At 69.1% G+C, this 24,698-nt stretch carries 15 protein-coding genes; 7 read left to right on the forward strand and 8 right to left on the reverse strand.

Annotation, left to right across the window (positions count from 1 at the left end):
- Positions 1 to 85: 85 nt before the first annotated feature.
- The 4 genes from ABTZ59_RS07480 to ABTZ59_RS07495 all read right to left on the reverse strand — a co-directional run bounded on the left by ABTZ59_RS07480 (position 86) and on the right by ABTZ59_RS07495 (position 8,554).
- Entirely contained in the window at positions 86 to 1,888 is a 1,803-nt protein-coding gene (locus ABTZ59_RS07480) for an ABC transporter substrate-binding protein (RefSeq protein WP_351392146.1), read from the reverse strand.
- Positions 1,889 to 1,987: 99 nt separating this feature from the next.
- Positions 1,988 to 3,019, reverse strand: coding sequence for an ABC transporter permease (locus ABTZ59_RS07485; RefSeq protein WP_351392149.1), 1,032 nt, complete (start codon positions 3,017 to 3,019; stop codon positions 1,988 to 1,990).
- Positions 3,020 to 3,569: 550 nt separating this feature from the next.
- On the reverse strand, positions 3,570 to 5,444 hold the full coding sequence (gene typA / locus ABTZ59_RS07490; protein ID WP_351392151.1) for a translational GTPase TypA: 1,875 nt from the start codon (positions 5,442 to 5,444) through the stop codon (positions 3,570 to 3,572).
- 446 nt (positions 5,445 to 5,890) lie between these two features.
- Positions 5,891 to 8,554 carry an ABC transporter substrate-binding protein gene (locus ABTZ59_RS07495; RefSeq protein ID WP_351392154.1) on the reverse strand — a complete coding sequence of 888 codons (2,664 nt, stop codon included), beginning with the start codon at positions 8,552 to 8,554 and terminating at the stop codon, positions 5,891 to 5,893.
- A gap of 478 nt (positions 8,555 to 9,032) precedes the next feature.
- Between ABTZ59_RS07495 and ABTZ59_RS07500 the strand changes: the two genes are divergently transcribed.
- From ABTZ59_RS07500 to ABTZ59_RS07515, 4 genes are read left to right on the forward strand one after another with little or no spacing between them, the layout of a single operon-like run.
- Positions 9,033 to 9,263, forward strand: coding sequence for an Rv0250c family protein (locus ABTZ59_RS07500; protein ID WP_249947982.1), 231 nt, complete (start codon positions 9,033 to 9,035; stop codon positions 9,261 to 9,263).
- Between the two features lie 24 nt (positions 9,264 to 9,287).
- Positions 9,288 to 10,181 carry a succinate dehydrogenase subunit SdhC gene (gene sdhC / locus ABTZ59_RS07505; RefSeq protein ID WP_503002294.1) on the forward strand — a complete coding sequence of 298 codons (894 nt, stop codon included), beginning with the start codon at positions 9,288 to 9,290 and terminating at the stop codon, positions 10,179 to 10,181.
- A gap of 34 nt (positions 10,182 to 10,215) precedes the next feature.
- Entirely contained in the window at positions 10,216 to 12,255 is a 2,040-nt protein-coding gene (locus ABTZ59_RS07510; RefSeq protein WP_351392158.1) for a fumarate reductase/succinate dehydrogenase flavoprotein subunit, read from the forward strand.
- Complete coding sequence (locus tag ABTZ59_RS07515; RefSeq protein WP_351392161.1) at positions 12,252 to 13,115, forward strand: succinate dehydrogenase/fumarate reductase iron-sulfur subunit; 864 nt, start codon at positions 12,252 to 12,254, stop codon at positions 13,113 to 13,115. The genes ABTZ59_RS07510 and ABTZ59_RS07515 overlap by 4 nt, the downstream gene beginning before the upstream one ends.
- Before the next feature lie 158 nt (positions 13,116 to 13,273).
- Here the strand turns inward: ABTZ59_RS07515 and ABTZ59_RS07520 are convergent, their stop codons facing one another.
- Positions 13,274 to 13,813, reverse strand: a complete 540-nt coding sequence (locus ABTZ59_RS07520; protein WP_351392339.1) for an isochorismatase family protein — start codon at positions 13,811 to 13,813, stop codon at positions 13,274 to 13,276.
- 153 nt (positions 13,814 to 13,966) lie between these two features.
- The gene (locus tag ABTZ59_RS07525; protein WP_351392164.1) at positions 13,967 to 14,425 is read right to left on the reverse strand and encodes a MarR family winged helix-turn-helix transcriptional regulator; all 459 of its coding nucleotides are present in this window, start codon (positions 14,423 to 14,425) and stop codon (positions 13,967 to 13,969) included.
- Between the two features lie 249 nt (positions 14,426 to 14,674).
- Here ABTZ59_RS07525 and ABTZ59_RS07530 point away from each other — a divergent pair, with 249 nt between their 5' ends.
- A complete protein-coding gene (locus tag ABTZ59_RS07530) occupies positions 14,675 to 15,742 on the forward strand; it encodes a LacI family DNA-binding transcriptional regulator (protein ID WP_351392167.1) in 1,068 nt (355 codons plus the stop codon).
- A 1,952-nt stretch (positions 15,743 to 17,694) separates the two neighbouring features.
- A complete protein-coding gene (locus tag ABTZ59_RS07535; protein ID WP_351392170.1) occupies positions 17,695 to 18,858 on the forward strand; it encodes a lactonase family protein in 1,164 nt (387 codons plus the stop codon).
- A 77-nt stretch (positions 18,859 to 18,935) separates the two neighbouring features.
- On the opposite strand, the gene argS is transcribed toward ABTZ59_RS07535, so the two are convergent.
- Positions 18,936 to 20,693: an arginine--tRNA ligase gene (gene argS / locus ABTZ59_RS07540; RefSeq protein WP_351392173.1), complete on the reverse strand. Its 1,758-nt coding sequence runs from the start codon at positions 20,691 to 20,693 to the stop codon at positions 18,936 to 18,938.
- 141 nt (positions 20,694 to 20,834) lie between these two features.
- Between argS and lysS the strand changes: the two genes are divergently transcribed.
- Positions 20,835 to 22,646, forward strand: a complete 1,812-nt coding sequence (gene lysS / locus ABTZ59_RS07545) for a lysine--tRNA ligase (protein ID WP_351392176.1) — start codon at positions 20,835 to 20,837, stop codon at positions 22,644 to 22,646.
- Between the two features lie 199 nt (positions 22,647 to 22,845).
- On the opposite strand, the gene ABTZ59_RS07550 is transcribed toward lysS, so the two are convergent.
- Positions 22,846 to 24,315 carry a DUF2637 domain-containing protein gene (locus ABTZ59_RS07550; protein WP_351392179.1) on the reverse strand — a complete coding sequence of 490 codons (1,470 nt, stop codon included), beginning with the start codon at positions 24,313 to 24,315 and terminating at the stop codon, positions 22,846 to 22,848.
- Positions 24,316 to 24,698: the final 383 nt, after the last annotated feature.

Raw genomic sequence — 24,698 nt, forward strand, 5'->3', positions numbered from 1 at the left:
AGGAGGGGGTCGAGAGGAGAGGATCGGCGGCCCGGAGGTGCGCGCTCCGCCGTGCGCGCACCTCCGGGTCCTGCCTACGCGGTGCTTACTTCTTCAGGAACAGACGCGTGACGTCGACGTAGCTGGAGTCCGCCGAGTAGCGGATACCACCGACGTTGGAGCCGAAGATCTGGAACACCTTGGTGAAGTAGATCGGCGCGGCCGGGTTGATCCGCTCCACGATGTCGTGGTGGAGCGCCGTCCAGGCCTTCTGGGCCTCGGCCGGGTCCGTGATCTTCAGGATGCGGGCGATCTCGGCGTTGACCTTGGGGTCGTTGATGTGCGAGTAGATCGACGAGCCGTCCTGCAGCTGCGTACCGTCGTACAGCGGCGGGAAGACCGTGGAGGCGGACGGCCAGTCCTGGCCCCAGCCGGTCATGTAGAGGTCGAGACCGTTGTCGACCTTGCCGACCTGCTCGTACCAGGTGGCGGAGTCGATCTCCTTCTTGACGACCTCAAGGCCGATGGCCTTCAGACGGTCGGCGATGACGACGGCCTGCTGCTGGCGGACCGGGGTGTTGCCGTACGCGTAGACGACCTTCTGGCCCTCGGCGCCGGCTTCCTTGATCAGCGACTTGGCCTTCTCAAGGTCACCGTTCGGCTTCTTCAGCTTGCCGAAGGGGTCGTAGCCCTTCTCGTAACCCGGGGTGGTCGGGGACATCAGACCGGTCGCGGTCTCACCGCCGTACGCACCACCGTCGAGCTTGTAGATCTGCGCGCTCGGCAGGGCGTAGGTGATGGCGTCGCGGACCTTCTTGTCCTTCATCCGGTCCAGGTTGAAGTTCAGCTGCCACACGTAGGGCGCGTAGCCCTGGATCGTGCGCTTCATCGCTTCGGGGTCTTCGACGACGTTGCGGACCTGGTTGGTGGAGACCTGGCCCGTGAACATCACGGTGTTCTTGGCCTCGCCGCGGTCGGCCAGCAGGGTCTTGGTCTGGTCGTCGTCGTCGTGGTTGTACTCGATGTTGAAGCCGTCGACGTACTGGTGCCGGACCGAGTCGCTGTTCGGGTCCCAGTTCGTGTTCTTGACGAGCTTCATCGACTTGCCCGGCTTGAACTCCGCGATCTTGTACGGGCCGGTCGCGACCGGGGCCGTGTCGTACTTCTCCTTGGTGTCCGTCTTCGCGGGCACCACCGAGTAGCCGGGCATCGCGAGCGCCTGCGGCAGGTCGGGCTGCGCGTCCTTGAACTTGAAGACGACCGTCTTGGCGTCGGGGGTCTCCAGGACCGAGTCGGGCAGGTGCTTGCCCTTGTACGGACCGTCGGGCAGCGCCTTGCGGTACGTCGTGCCCGTGCCGGACAGCCACTGCTGGACGTAGGTCGGGCCGTCCGTGATGAACGGGGCGTACATCCGCTCGATGGTGTGGCGGATGTCGGCGGAGGTGATCGCGCCGCCGTTCTGGTCCTTCAGCCCGTCCTTGAGCGTGAAGGTCCAGGTCTTGCCGCCGTCCGTCGCCTTGCCGGAGTCGGTGGCCAGGTCGCCGACGAGGGTCTGCTTGCCCTCGTCGTCCTCCTGGTACTGCGTCAGACCGCGCTGGAGCAGGCGGCTGAGCAGCTTGCCGTCACTGACGTAGATCTGGGCCGGGTCCAGGTGGGAGAAGTCGGACTCCTGGAAGACCGTCATGGTCCCGCCGGGCTTGGCCCCGGGGACCGCCTCGGCCGGACCGGTGGAGGCCTTCGCGTCGCCGTAGGTGACGGCCGCCGACTGCTTGGCGGCGTCCTCCTGCGTCTTGCTCTTGTCCTTGCTGTCACCGCTGCTGTCGTTGCCGCCACAGGCGGTCAGCGCGAGCGAGCCGGCCGCCAGGGCGACGACGACAGCACGTGTCTTGCGCGTGCCAAAGATGCTCATGGTGATGAGTACCTATCTGTCAGTAGTGATCCAACTGTGCTGCCTGGCGCATCCGGCATGGACCGGCGCCCGGGTGGCAGCTGTCCCCTCAGCTGAACGTCAGCGTCCGGACTTCGGGTCGAAGGCATCCCGGACCGAGTCGCCCAGGAGGTTGAACGCCACGACGAAAATGACCATGGCGACACCCGGGAAGACCATGTAGGCGGGGTCCTGCTCGTAGATGTCCGCGCCTGTGGCGAACATCCGGCCCCAGTCCGGGGTGGGTTCGACGAAGCCGACACCCACGAAGGAGAGGAAGGCCACCGAGAGGATGGTGGACGGAAGCAGCAGCGTGGCCTGCACCAGGATCGGTGTGACCAGATTCGGCAGCAGTTCCTTGCGGATGATGCGCCAGGGTGAAGCACCCGCGATCTTGGCGGCCTCCACGAACTCCCGCTCGCGCAGGGAGAGGGTGGCGGCGCGGATCAACCGGGACAGGCCCATCCAGCCCAGGAACGAGAGCACCGCGATGATCGCTCCGGCACGGAGGGCCGTGGGAGTCTCCTCGTCCGGACGTACGAAGGCGGCGACGACCACCGGCATCGAGGCGATGAAGAACAACTGGCTGGGGAAACCCAGCAGGAAGTCCGTCAGCCGGCCCAGCCAGTAGTCGACCTTGCCGCCGTAGTAACCACCCACGAGCCCGATCAGCACACCCACGACGACCATCAGGATGGTTGCCGCCAGGGCGGTGTAGATCGAGGTGCGCATGCCGTAGATCAGCTGCATGAACACATCGCGGCCAAGGTTGGGCTCGATCCCGAACCAGTGGTCGGCGGAGACCCCGCCGAAGGTGCCGGTCGGCATGTTGAACTCGTCGAGCAGATCAAGACTGTCCTGGCCGTACAGGGTGTACGCGTCCTTGCCGTACACCATCTTGATCACTGGCGCGAGGAGCGCGATCACGAAGAAGAAGATGACGACGACGGCGGCGACGACCCCGGTACGGTCACGCTTGAAGCGGCGCCACATCAACTGCCCGGGAGAGAGCCCGGCCAGCGTCTTGGCCTCCTGGGTCCCGTCCTTCGACCCGCCCTTGGCGTCGGGAACGGGGGACGCCTCGGCGCCCTCGGTCTGTACTGGACTTGTCACGATCGCTCGTCCCCCGTGGGGATCACTACCGCGCGCCCGACCCATTTGGTGCTGATTGCACCACGCATGGGGTCCTCCTCATGAGTCCACTTGTCACAACAAGAAGGGCACTGTCTACGCGCGCTGACACCGCTGACAACACGTGTTTTCAAGTAACCCCGAAGTGTGCTCGTGAGCCCACGCCCCCCACAGCGCATGACCCATTGACCCGAGCTCAATGGCCAACTATTAAGTACGACCGGGCCGTAAACCACACTTAAAGGGTCTCGTTTTGGCAACATCGACACCCGCTGGCCGCCCGAAATCCGGACAAAGTTATCCCAGGCAGACACCCGCGAAACGGACCGTTAACACACCATCCGGTGACCACCGGCCGATAATCGGACGCTGCCCGCAAAAACGAACTTGACGTCAAGCCGCCGCGAAGTCGGCGGAAATCGTCGGGCTCCGGAGCGGCGGAACGGGCGACGGCCCGGCCGCCGCGCATTCGCGGTGGCCGGGCCGTCGTACCGTCCGGGCGGCGGGCGTCGTCACGCCCGCCCCCGTCGCGTCAGGCGTGCTTGGCGCGCGAGGCGGTACGGCCGCGCTGCTTCTGGTCCAGGACGACCTTGCGGATCCGGACCGTCTCCGGGGTGACCTCGATGCACTCGTCGTCGCGGCAGAACTCCAGGGACTGCTCCAGGGAGAGCTTCCGCGCCGGCACCACGTTCTCCGTGGTGTCCGCGGAGGCGGCGCGCATGTTGGTGAGCTTCTTCTCCTTGGTGATGTTCACGTCCATGTCGTCGGCGCGGGAGTTCTCACCGACGATCATGCCCTCGTACACCTCGGTGCCGGCCTCGGTGAAGATGACACCGCGCTCCTGGAGGTTGACCATCGCGAACGGCGTCACCGAGCCCGAACGGTCCGCCACCAGCGAGCCGTTGTGACGGGTGCGCAGCTCGCCGAACCACGGCTCGTGGCCCTCGAAGATCGAGTGGGCGATGCCCGTACCACGCGTCTGGGTCAGGAACTCCGTACGGAAGCCGATGAGTCCGCGTGACGGAACGATCCACTCCATCCGGATCCAGCCCGAACCGTGGTTGGTCATGGTCTCCATACGGCCCTTGCGGGTCGCCATCAGCTGTGTGATGGCGCCGAGGTGCTCCTCGGGGGAGTCGATCGTCATGCGCTCGATCGGCTCGTGCGTCTTGCCGTCGACCTGCTTGGTGACCACCTCGGGCTTGCCGACGGTCAGTTCGAAGCCCTCGCGGCGCATCTGCTCGACGAGGATCGCCAGCGCCAGCTCGCCGCGGCCCTGGACCTCCCAGGCGTCGGGGCGCTCGGTGTCCAGGACACGGAGCGAGACGTTACCGATCAGTTCACGGTCGAGACGGTCCTTGACCTGGCGGGCGGTGACCTTGTGGCCCTTGCCGCCCTTGCCGACCAGCGGCGAGGTGTTCGTACCGATGGTCATCGAGATCGCCGGCTCGTCGACCGTGATCAGCGGCAGCGCGATCGGGTTCTCCGGGTCGGCCAGGGTCTCGCCGATCATGATGTCCGGGATACCGGCGATGGCGCAGATGTCACCGGGACCGGCCTTCTCGGCCGGCTTGCGGGTGAGCGCCTCGGTCATCAGCAGCTCGGTGATACGGACGTTGGACTTCGTACCGTCACGCTTGATCCAGGTGACGGTCTGGCCCTTCTTCAGCTCGCCCTGCTCGACGCGGCACAGCGCGATACGGCCGAGGAAGTTGTCGGCGTCCAGGTTGGTGACATGCGCCTGGAGCGGCGCCTCCTCGTCGTACTCCGGAGCCGGTACGTGCGACAGGATCGTGCTGAAGAACGGCTCCAGGCTGTCGCTGTCGGCCGGGACCGTACCGTCCTCCGGCTTGGTCAGCGAGGCGACGCCGTCCCGCGCGCAGGCGTAGACGATCGGGAACTCGATCTGCTCCTCGGTCGCGTCCAGGTCCAGGAAGAGGTCGTACGTCTCGTCGACGACCTCGGCGATCCGGGAGTCCGGGCGGTCCGTCTTGTTGATACAGAGGATGACCGGCATCTTCGCCTGGAGCGCCTTGCGGAGCACGAAGCGGGTCTGCGGAAGCGGGCCTTCCGAGGCGTCGACGAGAAGCACGACGGCGTCGACCATCGACAGCCCGCGCTCCACCTCGCCGCCGAAGTCGGCGTGGCCCGGGGTGTCGATGATGTTGATCGTGATGGGGTCGCCACCCGACTTCGGGTGGTACTTCACGGCCGTGTTCTTGGCCAGGATCGTGATGCCCTTCTCACGCTCCAGGTCGTTCGAGTCCATCATCCGGTCGTCGAGGTGCTCGGCGGCGTGCGCGGCGAAGGCACCGGCCTGCTTCAGCATGGCGTCGACCAGAGTGGTCTTGCCATGGTCGACGTGGGCGACGATGGCGACGTTACGGATGTCGTGGCGCGTGGGCATGCTGGCTGGCGCTTCTCTCGATCGTGGGATGCGGCGTTGTGGTACCTCGTACGCCCGCCGGGCGGACACGCCACGGCTCCTCCCATGGTACGGGGCCGAGGCGTCGCGGGCTTCCCAGCCCGATCGGAGAGGCCGAAATCACGGTGTGCGGGCGCTGTACGGGCGCCGTGCCGACGCTGTACGGGCGCTGTGCTCGGGGCTGTGCGGACGGCTGTGCTCGGGGCTGTGCGGTGGCACCTGGGGAGGTGCGGGAGGACGCGGAGCTGCCCGGGTCAAGGGGCAGAAACGAGCTTGCCCGCCGGAGAGGCCGGCGGGCAAGCGAATTGATGGGGTTCTGAGCTTTCGATACCGCTCTGACCTGCGGTTTCGAAAAATGGACCGTTTTTTCTTCTCTCGATCTTCGCCAGACGTACGTGTACGTTGGCGCTTTCGTCGCCGGTTCTTCGCTACTTCTTCTTCGAGTCCGGGCCGGCGGCCCCGCCCTCCCGGAATCCGACGTCCTGGTAGCGAGGGGTCTGGAAGCCGAAGGCTCCCGCGTTCACCACCGTCGGCTTCACCGCGACCAGCTGCGGACGCTGGTAGAGCGGGATGGATCCCGCCGCGGCCCAGATGCGGGCGTCGGCCTGCCTGACCAGATCGCGGGACTTGCCCTCGTTCAGCTCGGCGGCGGCGCTGGCGAAGAGCTGGTCGATGTGGTCCGTACCGACGCGGGTGTAGTTCTGCTCCACCAGCAGCGAACCGTCGCTGGCGGGCACGGGCTTGGCGTAGATCGGCCGGCCGTCGGTCGCCGGGAAGGCGCTGGCGGGCCAGGAGTAGAGCGCCAGATCGTAGTGGCCCGAGGCGATGTGGTCCTTGAAGTACTCCTCGTCCGCGACCTTGGTGATCTCCGTACCGACACCGATACGGTCGAGCATCCGCGAGATCCGCTCGCCGACGGCGCGCAGCGACTCGGCGCCCGCGCCGGCGGGCAGTACGAAGCGCAGGCTGAGCGGCTTCCCGTCCTTGCCGAGCGGGCCGCTCGGGACGGTCGGGACGGAGGAGGACGGGGAGGGCGAGGGGGAGGCGGCGGCCGTGCCACGCGGGGCGTAGGCGCCCGCCACACCACCCGGCTTCTTGTCGGAGTCGTCCACGGCGACGGCCTGGCGGAGCAGCACGGCGCCCTGGAGGCGGGCGACGGACGCGGGGGCGAGGACATGCGTGGCGGGGGCGGACCCGGGACGGGGGGCCGCCTCGCCGGGCTTGTCGTCACCGGCATGCGTGGCGTCACCGGCATGCGTGGCGGGGGCGGACTCCGGACGGGGGGCCGCCTCGCCGGGCTTCTCGTCACCGACGATGTACAGGCCCTCGTCGGAGGGGACGTCGGCCGCGTCCTTGTCGTCGCCCTCGTCGCTCTTCTTCTTGGCCGCGTCCTTGTCGTCCTCTTCGTCGCTCTTCTTCTTGGCCGCGTCCTTGTCGTCGCCCTTGTCGCCCTTCTTCTTCTCCTCGGCGGCGACCTTCTCCTCGTACTTCCGCTTCTGCTCCTCGGCCTTCTTCTTCTCGGCCTCTTCGGTCTTGGCGTCGGGCCGCTTCGCCTGGGCCGCCGCCTCGGCCTCCTCCTCGGTCAGCTCCTCGTCGCCCTCCTCGCCCTCCTCGGCCCTCTTCTGCTGGGCCTTGCTGCCGGCCTTGGCGGCGGCGACCTTCTTCTTCGCCCCGTCCGGCGTCCAGCCGGCGTCGGCCAGCAGCGCCTGTGCCTCAAGGGTGTCCTGCTTGCCGAGCGCCTCGCTGGCGTCCGAGTACGCCTTCTGTCCCATCAGCGCCAGATGGCTGCCGGGCGGCTTCGCCGGCAGTCCGAGCGGCTTGAGCACCGTGTCGGCCAGCTCCTGGCGGTTGATCGCGCGGGCCACCGCCCGCCGCACCCGCTCATCCGCGAGCGGTCCCGACTCGCCGTTCAGCGCGAGCTGGGTGAACGCGGGCTCCAGCGATTTCCGGACCTCCCAGCCGGTCAGCCCCTTCTGCTCCCGCGCGTACCGCGCGATGGACTCCGCCTTCCGCTTGCGCGCCTCCATCGCCTCCTCGGCCGCTTCCTCGTCGGAGCCGTTGGCCAGCGCCCAGGACCGGAGCGCGGAGCCCGGGGTGATGGCGATGCCAGGACCATGGGTGAGCGGCTGCGGCTGCCCGCCGCCGGCCTCGCCGTCCTTCTCCGCCTGCTTCTCCGCGTCCTTCTCCGCCAGCGCCATGCGCTTCACCACGCCGCTGTCGATCTCGACGATGTCGACCTTGCGGGCGGCGAGCGCCGCCGCGCTCTCGCCCCTGGGCACCGTGCGCATGACCAGCTGGTCGAGTTTGGCGGGCTCTCCCCACCAGTGGGGGTTACGGGCGAGCGTGGTCTCCTTGGCCTTGCGGTCCACCTTCTTGACCGTGAAGGGACCGGCCGTCACCTTCAGGGTCTTCCTGGCGCCGTCGTTGAACGCGTTGGGCGTCCCCATCACGTCCTTGGGGTAGAGCGGGCTGAACAGCGATTCCCAGTCGGCGTACGGCTTGTTGAAGGTGACCCTGACCTCAAGGTTGTTGGCGCCGCGCTCGATCTTCTCGATCCGCTCGTACCCGGCGTTGCGTGCGGTCCAGTACGCGGAGTCCTTGCCGCGCAGCGCACGCCACTGCGCCACGAAGTCCGGCGCCCCGATCTCCCGGCCGTTGCTCCACACCGCCTGCTGGTTGAGCTTGTAGAGCACGACCTGCTTGGGCTCGCGCTCGACGATCTTGGCGGATTCCAGATAGTCGGGGTTCCGCTGGGGCCGGCCGCTTTTGTCAAGTGTGAAGAGGGCGGGCAGCACGGCACCGGCGATCCGGCTCGTCGCCGCGTCCGCGTCGGCCTGGTAGCTGTTGAGGGTCGCGGGCATGGTGTCGACCGCCCAGCGCATGGTGCCGCCCTGGGCGACACCGTCACGCTTCACGGCCGCGATGTCCGGGGCGGCGGCGGCCGAGGGCTCGCTTCCCTCCTCCTCCGAGCTGCACGCGGACAGGGCCCCCAGGGCGAGTACACCGGTGGTGAGAAGCGCGACGGAGCGGAGGGTTCGGGAGCGGAGCGTTCGGGAGCATGTCCTCCCGCGTGGGGCGCCGACGTGGGACATGGCTTGTACCTCTTCGTCCTGTTTGTGGAATTTAGAGATGATCACACCTATTTGCCCACTCACTGAAGGGGACCGCGAGTCAGCGGCGGCGCAGACACGGCGTGATGTGCGAACAAACCCACCCATGCGGCGCAACGCGCCCGGACCCGGCGCTCGGCGGTCGGACCCGGCGGTCAGCGGTCGAACGCGGCGCTCGGAGGTCGGACCCGGCGCTCGGAGGTCGAACGCGGCGCCCGGAGGCCGGACCCGGCGCTCGGCGCCCGGACCCGGCGGTCGGTTGGCTCAAAGCAGCCCCGAGACACACCGGCTCGGCAGAAAACTAGTGACCTACGACTTCCCAACCAGGGATGTGACGCGGAACACTCTCAGGCGCACGGAACGCACACGGAACACACTCAGGCGCACACAGAGAGCCGTCCGAGGGGTGACCCTCGCGATCCCCGCATGCCACCCGAGACCGTGGAAGTGAGGGCAACTCATGTCCCTGCAAGACGATGTGGCGGCGGTCAGGCGCTGCCTGGACGACTTGGTCCGGACGGTCGGACGGCTGGAGCAGAATCTCGCGCTCCTGCGTGAGAACGAGTCCCGACCCCAGCCGGCCGGCCGCGTCGACGACCTGGTGACCATCCCCGACACCCCGTACAACAGCGCGCTGTGGACGGACTCGGACGACGAGGGCCTGGGCGTACGCGACCGGCGAGCTCCCTAGCGACCCAGACGTCAGGAGTCCTCGTTGGCCACCGGTACCGAACCCCCCGCCGTCGGTACGGGCGCATCCGTCGATACGGGCGCGTCCGGCAGTACCGGCGCACCCGGCAGTACGGGCGCATCCGGCGGTACGGGCGTGCACAGCCCCTCGCGCGCCGCCATCGCGCCCCGCCATCTGCGGACGGACCGCTGGTGGCTGGCGCCCGCCGTGACCGCCGTCGGACTGTTCGCCTTCATCGTGTACTCGACCTGGCGCGCGTTCGCGAACAGCGACTACTACGCGGCGCCGTATGTCTCACCGTTCTACTCGCCCTGCCTGGCGGAGAACTGCGCGCCGATGCGGAACGGCCCCAACTGGGAGATCTTCGGCAGCTGGTGGGGGCTGTCCCCGGCGCTGCTGATCCTGATCTTCCCGCTGGGTTTCCGGCTGACCTGCTACTACTACCGCAAGGCGTATTACCGCGGCTTCTGGGCCTCGCCGCCCGCCTGCGCCGTCGCCGAGCCCCACGCGAAGTACACCGGTGAGACCCGCTTCCCGCTGATCCTCCAGAACATCCACCGGTACTTCTTCTACGCGGCCGTGCCGGTCGCCGGCATCCTCACGTACGACGCCGTGCTCACCTTCCGGGACGAGGAGTACGCCTGGGGACATATGGGGCTCGGCTCGCTGATCTTCCTCGCCAATACCGTGCTGATCTGGGCCTACACGCTCTCGTGCCACTCCTGCCGGCACATCATCGGCGGCCGGCTGCGGCACTTCTCGAAGCATCCGGTGCGCTACCGGCTGTGGGGCTGGGCGGGGAAACTCAACAACCGCCATATGCAGCTCGCCTGGGCCTCGCTGATCAGCGTCGCCCTCTGCGACTTCTACGTCTATCTGCTGGCCACCGGAGCCTTCGACGACCCCCGCCTCTTCTGATGATCCGCGCCTCTTTTAGGGAGAGCCATCCGATATGACGCAACTCGAACGCCGGCAGTGGGACGTCGTGGTGGTGGGTGCGGGGGGAGCGGGCCTGCGCGCCGCCATCGAGGCGCGCGAGCGGGGCGCTCGTACCGCCGTCATCTGCAAGTCCCTCTTCGGCAAGGCCCATACGGTGATGGCCGAGGGCGGGATCGCCGCCTCCATGGGCAATGTGAACTCCGGTGACAACTGGCGGGTGCACTTCCGCGACACCCTGCGCGGCGGCAAGTTCCTCAACCAGTGGCGGATGGCCGAGCTGCACGCCCAGGAGGCGCCGGACCGCGTCTGGGAGCTGGAGACCTGGGGCGCGCTGTTCGACCGTACGCCCGACGGAAAGATCTCCCAGCGCAACTTCGGCGGGCACGAGTACCCGCGCCTCGCCCATGTCGGCGACCGTACGGGTCTGGAGCTCATTCGCACGCTCCAGCAGAAGATCGTCGCGTTGCAGCAGGAGGACTTCCGCGAGTACGGGGACTACGAGGCGCGGCTCAAGGTCTACCAGGAGTGCACGGTCACCCGGATCCTGAAGGACGGCGACTCGGGAGAGGACGGCGGCGGCCGGGTCGCGGGGGCGTTCTGTTACGAGCGGGAGTCCGGCCGGTTCTTCGTGCTGGAGGCCCCGTCCGTCGTGCTCGCCACGGGCGGCATCGGCAAGTCCTTCAAGGTGACCTCGAACTCCTGGGAGTACACCGGTGACGGCCACGCGCTGGCGCTGCTCGCGGGCGCCCCGCTCCTGAACATGGAGTTCGTACAGTTCCACCCGACCGGCATGGTCTGGCCGCCCTCGGTCAAGGGCATCCTGGTCACCGAATCGGTACGCGGCGACGGCGGGGTGCTGCGCAATTCCGAGGGCAAGCGGTTCATGTTCGACTACATCCCGGATGTCTTCAAGGAGAAGTACGCGGAGTCGGAGGACGAGGGCGACCGCTGGTACGAGGACCCGGACCACAACCGGCGTCCCCCCGAACTGCTCCCCCGCGACGAAGTGGCCCGCGCCATCAACTCCGAGGTCAAGGCGGGCCGCGGCTCTCCGCACGGCGGTGTCTTCCTCGATGTCTCGACGCGGATGCCCGCCGAGGTGGTCCGGCGCCGGCTGCCCTCGATGTACCACCAGTTCAAGGAGCTGGCGGATGTCGACATCACCGCGGAGGCCATGGAGGTCGGCCCCACCTGCCACTACGTGATGGGCGGAATCGCCGTCGACTCGGAGACCGCCGCCACGCCCGGGGTCGCGGGGCTGTACGCGGCGGGCGAGGTCGCGGGCGGAATGCACGGTTCCAACCGACTCGGCGGGAACTCCCTCTCCGATCTGCTGGTCTTCGGCAGGCGGGCGGGGCTGCACGCCGCGGCGTACGCGGCCGGGCTCGACGTACGCCCGGCCCTGGACGAGGGGCAGATCGACGCGGCGGCGGAGGAGGCGCTGCGGCCGTTCAGCGCGGGTGTGGCCGAGACGTCGTCGCGGGGTGGTACGGGGGACGTGGGGGATGTGGGTGGCGCGGGTGGTACGGGGGGCGCGGGGGACGTGGGTGGCGCGGGGGACGTGGGTGACCGGCCCGCGGAAAATCCGTACACCCTCCATCAAGAGCTCCAGCAGACAATGAACGACCTGGTCGGCATCATCCGGCGCGAGACGGAGATGGAGCAGGCGCTGGAGAAGCTGGCCGAGCTGCGCGTACGGGCGGGCCGGGCCGGGGTCGAGGGCCACCGCCAGTTCAACCCCGGCTGGCACCTCGCACTCGACCTGCGGAACATGCTGCTGGTCAGCGAATGCGTGGCACGGGCGGCCCTGGAACGTACCGAGAGCCGGGGCGGCCACACCCGGGAGGACTGGCCCGGCATGGACGCCGACTGGCGCCGGATCAATCTGTACTGCCGGCTCGCCGGTACGGAGGAGGGCGCGGCCACCGATCCCGCGGCCGGCCGGATCGCGCTCACGCGCCGGACGACCGAGCCCATACGTCCCGATCTGCTCGCCCTGTTCGAGAAGGAAGAGCTGGTCAAGTACCTCGCCGAAGAGGAGCTTCACGAGTGAGTGCGAGTACGGGTACGAGCGCGAGCACGGGTGCAGGCGCGAGCACGGGCGCGGGTGCAGGCGCGGGTGCAGGCGCAGGCGCGAGCGCGTCGACGGCATACGAGGCGAAGTTCCGGGTCTGGCGGGGCGACGCAGACGGCGGCGAGCTGACGGACTTCGCCGTCGAGGTCAACGACGGGGAGGTGGTCCTCGACATCATCCACCGGCTCCAGGCGACCCAGGCGGCGGATCTGGCGGTGCGCTGGAACTGCAAGGCGGGCAAGTGCGGTTCGTGCAGCGCGGAGATCAATGGCCGGCCGCGGCTGATGTGCATGACCCGGATGTCCGTCTTCTCGCGCGAGGAGACGATCACGGTCACCCCGCTGCGGGCCTTCCCGGTGATCCGGGATCTGGTGACGGACGTGTCGTTCAATTACGCGAAGGCGCGGGAGGTGCCGTCGTTCGTACCGCCGCCGGGGGTGGCCGCCGGTGAGTACCGGATGCAGCAGGTGGATGTCGACCGCTCGCAGGAGTTCCGTAAGTGCATCGAGTGCTTCCTGTGCCAGGACACCTGCCATGTGGTGCGCGACCACGAGGAGAACAAGACCGCGTTCGCCGGGCCGCGCTTTCTGATGCGGGTGGCCGAGCTGGACATGCATCCGCTGGACGCGGCCGACGAATCGGGGCTCGACCGGAAGAAGACCGCCCAGGACGAGCACGGCCTCGGCTACTGCAACATCACCAAATGCTGTACGGAAGTGTGTCCGGAGAACATCAAGATCACGGATAACGCGCTGATTCCGCTCAAGGAACGGGCCGTGGACCGGAAGTACGACCCGTTGGTGTGGCTGGGCAACAAGATCCGGCGGCGCGGCGAGTGATGCAGCCGGGTGGATACGCCGTGGACAACTGTGCCTGGCGGATACCTGGTGGCCTGAACCTGGTCGCCTGAACCTGGCGGCCTGAACCCGGTGGATACCCGGTGGCCGGCGGAGACGGGAGGGGCCCTTGATTCCGGGCCCTTCCCGTCTGTGCCGCGTCAGCCGAGGAGCTTCACGATCGCCTCGGTGGTCCCGGTCTCGCCGAGCCGCGGAAAGATCTTCTCGACGCTGTTGCGGTGCGCGCCCTCGTCCATGTCGGCGACCGCGTCGACGGCGACGGTGACGTGGTAGCCGTGCTCGTGCGCGGCGCGGGCGGTCGACTCGGCGCCGATGCTGGTGGCGATACCCGTCACCACGACCTGTGTGACGCCCCGACGGCGCAGCTGGAGGTCGAGATCGGTGCCGTGGAAGGCACCCCACTGCTGCTTGGTGACCACGATGTCGCCTTCCTGGACGCCCAGTTCGGGCATGAGGTCGGCCCAGTCGGCGGGGGGCTGCTCGCCGCGCGCGGGGGCTTCGGTACGGCCGGGCGCGCCGCCTGTGACACGTACGAGCACGACGGGCAGCCCCCTGGCGCGGAAGGCGGCGGCGAGCTCGGCGGAGCGCGCGACGACGTCGGCGGCCGGGTGGGGGACGGTGGGCCGGGAGGCGATGCCCTTCTGGAGGTCGACGACGACCAGGGCGGTCTTGGGGTCGATGGTGGTGCTCCTCGCGGTGCGGGGCTGGGGGGCTGAGGGGCTGGAGGGGCTGGAGGCTGGGGGGAGGCTGAGGGCTGGGGTGGTGGCGGGGTTCGGCGGTTGTCGGAGGGCGCTCAGCGCCTGGACCGCGGGTACGTCCCGGATGCCTCCGCCTCACTCACCGCGCTCCACCACCCGCTCCAGCAGGGCCGCGGCCTCGGCCAGGGTCCGGCGTTCCGCGCCGTCCAGTTCGCCCGCGATCGCTTCGGAGAGCCAGCCCTGTTTGGCCGCGCGCACCGCGGCGAGCGTGCGGCGGCCGGTTTCCGTGACCAAGACGACGGACTGCCGCCTGTCGCCGGGATCGGGCGTCCGCTCGACCATGCCCTGACTCTCCAGGGCGCCGAGCGTCAGCCGCAGGGACTGCGGACGTACGTACTCGGCGCGGGCGAGTGCGGCCGTGGTCGACGGCCCTTCACCGACCAGCCGCGCCAGAACCGAACGCTGGGAGGGCGTGAGCCCGCTGTCCGGTGAGGTCGTCCGCAGCCGTCGCATCAGCCTGCGGACCACGGCGGTGAGATCGGCGGCAACCTGCTCCGCGGTCGGTTCTCCGGGCCGCTCGGACTTCTCGTGCATGCGTTCACCGTAGGAAGTAGACAGGTAACCTTGCAAGTTTGCCTGTCATTCTTGACCGGGTTTTGGCTCTGGCCAGGGCCCGCCTTGCTCCTCGGACAGCACGGCGCCTAGGGTGAATGCGCTTTCATGACACACGCATCCGTGCGTACGCGTCGCAGAGGGCGAGAAGGCGGAACCGCCGGGAGCGGCGGAAACGGCGGAAACGCCGAGGAAACAGCGGATATCAGCGAAGAAGGGCCGGTCGGTCGGGTGAGTGCCCCCACGGTGTACGACGTCGCCGAGCGGTCTGGCGTCTCCATTGCGACGGTCTCACGGGTCTACCGGAACCCCGATTCCGTACGCGCCCAGACCCGCGATCGGGTACTGGAAGCGGCGCGCGCGCTCGGTTACGTACCCAGCGGAAACGCGCGCGGTCTGGCCAGCAGAACCACTGGCGTACTCGGGCTCTGCTTCCCCGACTACTCCGATCCGGACGCCGAGACGGACGCCGAGACGGACGACACGTACGACGACTCCGCCGTGATGCTCTACTCGGACCAGATCATCCGGGGCATGGAGCGCGCCGCGCGGCGGCACGGCTATGCGCTGCTGATCGCGGCGTCCCTGAAGGGCGGTCCTGAGTCGCTGGTGGCGAAGGTCGCGGGGCGGGTCGACGGATTCGCCGTACTGGCGCGGACCGTCCCCACCGAGGACCTTGAGGTGATCTCGCGCCGGCTGCCGGTGGTGATGCTGGCCGGGCCGCGCGAGATCGACCATCTCGACCACATCGAGGCGGCCAACTCCGATGGTGAAAGGGAACTGACCCGCCATCTGATCCAGGATCACGGCTTGCGCAGGCTCGTCTTCATCGGCGGCGAGAAGGACTCACCGGACGCGGAGGCCCGTTTTCGTGGGTTCAGGGACGCCTGCGCCGAGGCCGGACTGCCGGTCCCGGACGAACCCGATCTGCGTGCCGTGATGATGACCCAGGCAGAGGGAGAGCGGGCCGCCGAAAGGCTGCTCGACCGCGCCGACCAGGACGGCGGCCGCCCGGAGGCGATGCTCTTCGCAAACGACCAGATGGCGATCGGCGCGCTCCACGCACTGGAGCGGCGCGGGGTACGAGTACCCGAGGACATCGCGGTCACGGGCTTCGACGGGATCCCGCTGAGCCGGATGGTGCGCCCGGCGCTGACGACCGTACGCCAGCCGATCCGCCGACTCGGCGAGGAGGCGGTCGAACTGCTCGTGCGACGACTCGCGGAACCGACCCGCGAACCGGTCTCCCTGATGCTCCCGGTCTCGGTGGCCCGCAGGGCCAGCTGTGGGTGTGGATAGCGATAACTGCGGGGGCGGGGAGTTGGGGTTGATGTCGGGGGTTGGCGTCGGGTCAGTGCCGAGGGGTAGTCGGGGTGGGCCGGTGCGTTTGATGGCGGGTGGGGGCCGCCCCTAGGTTTCAGTTTCGCGGTTGCGGGTTGGGCGTCAAGGGCGCTCCTTCGTCGCGTCGGCTACGCCGATTCCGCTTCGCTCCACCCTTGACCCCCAACCCTCCACCGCAAGTGCAGCTTTGAGGGGGGCGGCCCGGGAGGAGGGGTCCCCGGGGGGCTGGGATCTTGGGGCGGCTTCTTTCCCGGCCTGCGGGCCGGTGGGTGGTCTGCGCAGCAGTGGGGTGGGGCGGCCCGGCACCGGCTCAGCGAGCTGATGTGGGTGGGTGGTGGGGACTCATGCCCCGCTGGTGACAGTCCGTTGGCGGGTGCACCTGTCGACTGGGGCGGGCGGGCCTGCCACCCGCCCCCAATGTCCCGTTTTGGAAGGGGCTTTGGGGAGTGCTCCGGCGGGTCATGCGTCCTGAGTTCGGTTAACCGGGCCCCACGACGCATGCCCCCTCTGAGAGGCCTACTGGTCGCCTCATCAGTCACATCCGCCTCATTTTCCACGGTCCGGGGCTGGGAAGTGCCCGGGGCTGGTGCTCGGCTGCTGGGTGTGTGGGTGGTGGGGTGGGTGTGACTCGTGGGGCGGCAGTGGGCCGGTCAGGGGTGGCGATGTGCCGTGGGGACGGCTTAAGCGAACCCAGGACGCATGACCTGCCCGGGGTCCCTGGAATGCCTCGCCAAACTGGGACATTGGGGGCAGGTGCCGGGTCCGTCCGCCCCAGGGCACAGGTGTCACCTGACAACGGGTCCGCACAGCGGGGCATGAGTCCCGACCACTTCCCGACGGTCAGTCGCTTTGTCGGTGCCGGGCCGCCCCACTCCACTCCTGCGCAGCCCCGCAGGGCCCACCGACCTGCGGTCGGGATCCGGCCCCCGGAACAGGGCTGCTTCCCCGGGGACCCCTCCCCCCGGGCCGCCCCCCCTCAAAGCTGCACTTGCGGTGGAGGGTTGGGTGTCAAGGGTGGAGCGAAGCGGAATCGGCGTAGCCGACGCGACGAAGGAGCGCCCTTGACGCCCGACCCGCAACCGCGAAACTCAGACCCAGGGGCGGCCCCCACCCGACATCGAACGCACCGGGTGCCCCCGACTACCCCCCGGCACGAACCCGCACCCACCCCCCCCACCCCCATCACCATGAGGCCCGGTTAACCGAACTTGGGACGCATGACCCGCCGGAGCACTCCCCAAAGTCCCTTCCAAAATGGGACATTGGGGGCAGGTGGCAGGCCCGTCCGCCCCAGGGCACAGGTGTCACCTGACAACGGGTCCGCACAGCGGGGCATGAGTCCCGACCACTTCCCGACCGTCAGTCGCTTTGCCGGTGCCGGGCCGCCCCACTCCACTGCTGCGCAGCCCCGCAGGGCCCACCCACCCGAGGCCGGGATCCGGCCCCCGGAACAACGCAGCCCCTCCGGGGACCCCTCCCCCCGGGCCGCCCCCCCTCAAAGCTGCACTTGCGGTGGAGGGTTGGGTGTCAAGGGTGGAGCGAAGCGGAATCGGCGTAGCCGACGCGACGAAGGAGCGCCCTTGACGCCCGACCCGCAACCGCGAAACTCAGACCCAGGGGCGGCCCCCACCCGCCATCAAACGCACCGGGTGCCCCCTCACCCCCGCGTCAGCGGCCCCCCAGCCGGACCAGCCCCCTCATGCGCCGCAACGCCCCGCCCCGTTTGCCCCGCCGGGCGTGCGACCGTTCGCCAGCCTTGATCATCCGTATGAATTACCCCATGGGCGACGGTCCGCCGACGCGGGCCCGCCTCCCCTCAATATGGCGGCGGAATCACGCCCTGTTCCGGCTGCGGTGTACGCCTTCCTCGTAGGAGTCCCCGCCCGGCCGGCCCGACTCAGGAAGAGTAGATGCCGACAACTACCCGCAGGTTCACCCGTATTGTCAAGGCCGCTGTGGCCGTGGCCGTCTCGACGGCGGCCTTCGCCGTGCCCGCCACCGCCACCACCGCCATCGCCACCCCCGTCGCGCCCGCCGAGAACCACGGCAGGGCGGTGTTCGTCCAGAACGACCGTGTCGAAGGCAACCAGGTGATCGCGTACAGCCGCGACGCCGACGGTTCCCTGCACAAGCGTGCGATTTACGGCACCGGCGGCAAGGGCGGTGTCCTCGGCGGCTCCGTCGTGGACCACCTCGCCTCGCAGGGATCGCTGACGTACGACCATCACCACAAGCTGCTGTACGCGGTCAACGCCGGCAGCAACACGGTCACGGTGTTCGCGGTCGAGGGCGACCGGCTCCACCGTAAGCAGGTCATCGAGTCCGGGGGCGTGTTCCCGGTCAGCGTCACCGCGCACGGGGACCGGGTATTCGTCCTCAACGCGCGCGAGGGCGGGTCCATCCAGGGCTTCCGGCTCAAGGAAGGCAAGCTGCACCGGGTCGAGGCCTGGCACCGTGCGCTGCACCTGAACACCGGTGCCACGCCCGAGTTCACCCACACCCCGGGCCAGGTGGCCTTCACCCCCGAAGGATCGCAGCTCGTCGTCACCACCAAGCTGGGTGGCAACAGCATCGAGATCTTCCACCTCAGCCGTGAGGGCATGCTGTCGCACAAGCCTGTCGTGGACAGCAAGCCGGGCGCGCAGCCGTTCGGGCTGACCTTCGACGCGCAGCACCGGCTCGTCGTCGCCGACGGCGTGGAGGACGCCCTCCTGACGTTCCGTATCGCCAAGGACGGCCGTACCACCCTGGTCGACGCGGCACCGACCGGTGAGCAGGCCACCTGCTGGGTCTCCCGCACCGGCGATCACTTCTTCGCCTCCAACGCGGGCAGCAACACCGTCACCCGCTTCTACCAGAACCGCGAGGCCCGTCTCGAACGCCTGGGCAACACCCCCACGGGCGTGGGCACGGTGGACTCGTCGATCACGCCCGACGGCCACTTCCTCTACGTCCAGACGGGCGGCGCGGGCGCTGTCGACGCCTTCCGCATCCACAAGGACGGCTCGCTGACCAAGATCAGCACCACCAAGGTCCCCGACGGAGTCGGCGGCGAAGGCATCGTCGCGCTCTGAGCGCACTCCGGAGAACCGGGGCGCCATCGCCGTCCGGCGATGGCGCCCCGTCGTGCGTACGGAGCGTCAACGGAGCGTTACAGGCGCTCGGGCGACCCGATGCCCAGGAGCGCCAGGCCCTGCCGGAGCGTGCGGGCCGTGATGTCGCAGAGGAAGAGACGGTTCTCGACCAGCTCCGCCGGGTTCTCGTCGCTCAGTACAATGCACTGGTCGTAGAACGTCGTGTAGTGCGACGCCAGTTGGTACAGATACGCGGCGAGCTTGTGCGGTTCGAACGCCGACGCGACCTCCGCCAGCACCTCGCCGAACTGGTCCACGTGCAGACCGAGCGCCCGCTCGGCCGGGGCCAGTGCCAGCTCCGGGTGGGCCACCGGCTTCGCGTCGCCCGCCTTGCGCAGGATCGACTGGATACGGGCGTACGCGTACTGGATGTAGACGGACGTGTCGCCGTTCAGCGAGACCATCTGGTCCAGGTCGAACTTGTAGTCGCGGGCGGCGGACGTGGACAGGTCGGCGTACTTCACCGCGCCGATACCCACCTGCTTGCCGCGCTCGGCGATCTCCTCCTCGCTGAGGTCCTTCGCCTTTTCCCGTACGACCGCCGTCGCCCGCTCGACCGCCTCGTCCAGCAGATCCACCAGCCGTACCGTCTCGCCCTCACGGGTCTTGAACGGCTTGCCGTCCTTGCCGAGGACCGTGCCGAACGCCAGCTGGACCGCGTGGACCTCGTCGTTCAGCCAGCCGGCCCGCCGGGCGGTCTCGAAGACCATCTTGAAGTGCAGCGACTGGCGCGCGTCGACCACGTACAGCAGGGTCGTCGCCGACAGGTTCCGCACCCGGTCGCGGATCGCGGAGAGGTCGGTGGCCGCGTAGCCGTAGCCGCCGTTGGACTTCTGGACGATGAGCGGGACCTTGTTGCCGTCCGGGCCCTTCACATCGTCGAAGAACACGCAGAGCGCGCCCTCGGAGCGGACCGCGACCCCGGAGTCCTCCAGGATCCGGCAGGTCTCCTCCAGCATGTCGTTGTAGCCGGACTCACCGACGATGTCGGGGTCGCGGATCTCCATGTCCAGCTGGTTGAAGACCGAGTAGAAGTAGATCTTCGACTCGTCCACGAACCGCTGCCACAGGGCCAGCGTCTCCTTGTCGCCGGCCTGGAGGTCCACCACCCGGTCCCGGGCCCGCGCCTTGAACTCCTCGTCGGAGTCGAAGAGCGTCCTGGACGCCTTGTACAGCCGGTTGAGGGAGGACATCGCCTCCTCGCCGGAGACGGCGCCCTTGTGGTCCAGCTCGTGCGGGTGCTCGATCAGATACTGGATGAGCATGCCGAACTGGGTGCCCCAGTCGCCGATGTGATGGCGCCGGATCACCTTCTCGCCCGTGAACTCCAGGATCTCCACCATCGCCGCGCCGATCACGGCCGAGCGCAGATGACCGACGTGCATCTCCTTGGCCACGTTCGGCTGCGCGTAGTCGATCACGGTCGTGCCGGGGTTCGGCTCGTACGGGACGCCGAGCCGCGCGTCCGTCGCGCGGGCCGCGAGGGTCTCGATGATCGCCCGGTCCGTGATCGTGATGTTGAGGAAGCCGGGGCCGGAGACCTCGACCTCCTTGATCACGCCATCGGAGGGGAGGGACGCCACGACCCGCGTCGCCAGCTCGCGCGGATTGCCCTTGAGCTGCTTGGCGAGCGCCAGGAGGCCATTGGCTTGGAAATCGGCCCGGTCGCTTCGGCGCAGCAGCGGGTTCGCGGGGCCGGCCTCCGGCAGGGCTGCCGAGAGGGCGTCCGCGATGCGCTGATCGACGGTCGAAGCGAGGGAAGAGACCGAGGCCATGGGCTGGTGCCGTTCCTGTCGGGTGCGGAGTGAAGTCCCGCCCAGTATCCCATGGGGTAACAAGCCATTTTCGCTCTCCCGGGGGTACCTGGGAGAATGGCAGCCGCCGGAATGTTTGGGCGTAAGAGAAAGAAGAAGGACGTGCCGATCGTGGCTCAGAGCACCGAGACCGACTGGGTCTCCCGTTTCGCGGACGATGTCATCGCCGAGTCGGAGCGTCGTGCGCCTGGCAAACCGGTCGTCGTCGCGTCCGGACTCTCCCCCTCCGGCCCCATTCACCTGGGCAATCTCCGCGAGGTCATGACCCCGCACCTGGTCGCGGACGAGATCCGCAGGCGCGGCCACGAGGTCAGGCATCTGATCTCCTGGGACGATTACGACCGCTATCGCAAGGTCCCGGCCGGCGTTCCCGGTACGGACCCGTCCTGGGCCGAGCACATCGGCAAGCCGCTCACGTCCGTGCCCGCCCCGGCGGGGTCGGCGTACCCGAACTGGGCCGAGCACTTCAAGGCCGCGCTGACCGAGGCGCTGGCCGAGCTGGGCATCGAGTACGACGGCATCAGCCAGACCGAGCAGTACACCTCGGGCGCGTACCGCGCGCAGATCCTGCACGCGATGAGGCACCGCGCGGACATCGACGCGATCCTCGACCGCTATCGGACGAAGGACAAGGCGAAGGACAACCTGAAGGACAACCCGAAGGACGCCCAGCAAGGGCAGCCCCAGGGACAGCAGCAGGGCCAGAAGCAAGGGCAGAAGCAGCAGGGGCAGAAGAAGCCCGAGGAAGCCGAGCTGGAGGCCGCCGAGGGCTCGGGCGCGGCGGCCGAGGACGACGGCAGCGGCGGCGCCGCCGGCTACTTCCCGTACAAGCCCTTCTGCGGCGGCTGCGGCAAGGACCTGACCACCGTCACCGCCTACGACGACGAGACGACCGCGCTCACCTACACCTGCACGGAGTGCGGCTTCTCCGAGACCGTCCTGCTGAGCGAGTTCAACCGCGGCAAGCTGGTCTGGAAGGTCGACTGGCCGATGCGCTGGGCGTACGAGGGTGTGATCTTCGAGCCGTCCGGGGTCGACCACACCTCTCCCGGGTCCTCGTTCGTCGTCGGCGGGCAGATCGTGCGCGAGATCTTCGGCGGTGTGCAGCCGATCGGCCCGATGTACGCCTTCGTCGGGATCTCCGGAATGGCGAAGATGTCGTCCAGCAAGGGCGGCGTGCCGACCCCGTCCGACGCGCTGAAGATCATGGAGGCGCCGCTGCTGCGCTGGCTCTACGCGCGGCGCAGGCCCAACCAGTCGTTCAAGATCGCCTTCGACCAGGAGATCCAGCGGCTCTACGACGAGTGGGACGCGCTGGAGCGCAAGGTCGCCGACGGTTCCGTCCTGCCGGCCGACGCCGCCGCGTACACCCGCGCCGCCGGCACGGCGGCCGGTGAGCTGCCGCGTACGCCGCGCCCGCTGCCGTACCGCACGCTGGCCTCGGTCGTGGACATCACGGCCGGTGCCGAGGAGCAGACGCTGCGGATCCTCAGCGAGCTGGACCCGGCGCAGCCGCTGGCCTCGCTGGACGAGGTGCGTCCCCGGCTGGACCGCGCGCAGAACTGGATCACCAGCCAGGTGCCCGCCGAGTCGCGGACGATCGTGCGCTCCGAGCCGGACCAGGAACTGCTGGACTCGCTCGACGCGCGTGGGCGCGAGTCGCTGCGGCTGCTGCTGGAGGGCCTGGACACCCACTGGTCGCTGGACGGGCTGACCACGCTCGTCTACGGCGTGCCCAAGGTCATGGAGGGGCTGGCCCCCGACGCCAAGCCCACGGCCGAACTGAAGACGGCCCAGCGGTCGTTCTTCGCGCTGCTCTACCGGCTGCTGGTCGGCCGGGACACCGGGCCCCGGCTGCCCACGCTGCTGCTTGCGGTGGGCGCGGACCGGGTGCGGAAGCTGCTCGGGGGCTGAGGTCTGGGAGGTCTGGCTGCGGCCTGTGGCGGTGCGGTCCGTGGTGGCCGACCGCTGGCGGTCCGGTCCGTGACGGTCCGGTCCGTGGCGGTCCGGGCCGTGGTGATCCGGCCGGTGACGGTGCGGTCTGTGACGCGGAAGGGTCCTCGCCCGGTGGGTGAGGACCCTTCCGGGCGTACGCGGTCCGGCCGGACAGGACCTAAGCGATGTGCTCGTCCAGCTCCGACTGGTACCGGAAGCGGAACTCCTTCAGGTAGGGGCGGAGCGAACTCTCGCTCAGCGGGCCGCCGGTGCGGCCGGTGATCCCGTACAGATCGAGCAAGTACAGCCCGAACTGGCGGCCGTTGGGGAAGTCGCCGTGCTCGCTGATGTACTTGCGGAAGGCGCTGAAGTACGCCTCCTCGCGGGAGAGATCGTCGGGGAGGGCGGGGACGGGCAGTTCCTCGGGCTGGTCGGGGCCGGGGGCGGGCTCGGTGTACTGCCGCTGCTCCGCCGTCCGTTCGGGGATCTGCTCCGGCTCCGGGGCCGCGTACGGGCCCTCCACGCGCTGACCGGGCACGCCGCCGAGCGGGCGGCTGCGGCCGGGACCGGCGGGGATCATGACCGGCGCGGGGTCCTGGCCTTCGGCGTACGCGGGGTTGTACGCGCCTTCGTACGCCGTCTCCTGCACCTGCGGGGCCGCGAACCAGGGGCTGGGCTGGGGCTGCTGCTGGGGCTCGGGCTGCTGGGGGTCCTGGGGATGCGGCTGCGGCTGGAAGTCCTGTGCCTGTGCCTCTGCCCGTGCCTGCTCCTGCCCCTGCCCCTGCCCCTGATCCTGCTTCCGCAGCTGCGGGGGTATCTGCTCATGGGGCTGCTGCTGTTGGGGCTGGGCCTGAGCCTGAGGCCGCGGTTCCGTCTGCTCCGGGGACGGGACCGCGGCGGGTATCTCGCTCCGACCCTGCGGGAGTTCGGCCATCGGCGGCGCGGGCGGCAGCAGCACCGGTTCGATTCCGGCCGCGGCCAGTCCCGACGGCGCGGTCTCGGCGAGCGGTACGCCGTACTTCGCGAGCCGGAGCGGCATCAGCGCGTCGATGGGCGCCTTGCGGCGCCAGTTGCGGCCGAACCGCGCCTGAAGGCGCGACTGGTAGATGAGCCGGTCCTGTTCGAGCTTGATGACCTGCTCGTAGGAACGCAGCTCCCACAGCTTCATCCGGCGCCACAGCATGAACGTGGGAATGGGCGAGAGCAGCCAGCGGGTCAGCCGCACGCCCTCCATGTGCTTGTCGGCGGTGATGTCGGCGATCCGGCCGACCGCGTGGCGCGCCGCCTCGACGGAGACGATGAAGAGGAGCGGGATCACCGCGTGCATCCCGACGCCCAGCGGGTCCGGCCACGCGGCGGCGCCGTTGAAGGCGATGGTCGCGGCCGTCAGCAGCCACGCCGACTGGCGCAGCAGCGGGAACGGGATCCGCATCCAGGTCAGGAGGAGGTCGAGCGCCAGCAGGACGCAGATGCCCGCGTCGATACCGATCGGGAAGACCAGGGAGAACCGCCCGAATCCCTTGACCTCGGCGAGTTCGCGCACGGCGGCGTAGGACCCCGCGAATCCGATCGCGGCGATGATCACCGCTCCGAACACCACGATTCCGATGAGAATCCGGTGCGTGCGTGTCAGCTGCATCGCGGCCACCCGCGATCTCCTCCCGTTTTCGGCCCGTAGGGGGCGTCAGGTACTCGACAACATTCACTCGACGACCCGACACCCGGCGGGCACAGCCTGGCACATGAGTGTGTACGGCGTGGCGCGGGGAGCGGAGCCCGGCCTTCGGGAGAGGCCCGGGCCCCGTGGATAAGCGGAGAAAACGCCCCGTGGCGGACGGGCCGGCGTGAGGGGTCGGCGTCGGCGGTCGACGTGACGGGCCGGCGAGAGTGGTCGGCGTCGGCGGTCGACGTGAGGGGTCGACGTGAGCGGTGGGCGTCGGCGGTCGACGCGAGGGGGCGGCGCGAGCGGTCGACGCGAGGGGTCCGCGGGAGCGATCGACGCGAGCGATCGACGCGACTCATGCCGGTCGG

This window comes from Streptomyces sp. NPDC094034 (genome assembly GCF_040303865.1).
In the GTDB taxonomy this organism is placed as follows: Bacteria; Actinomycetota; Actinomycetes; order Streptomycetales; family Streptomycetaceae; genus Streptomyces.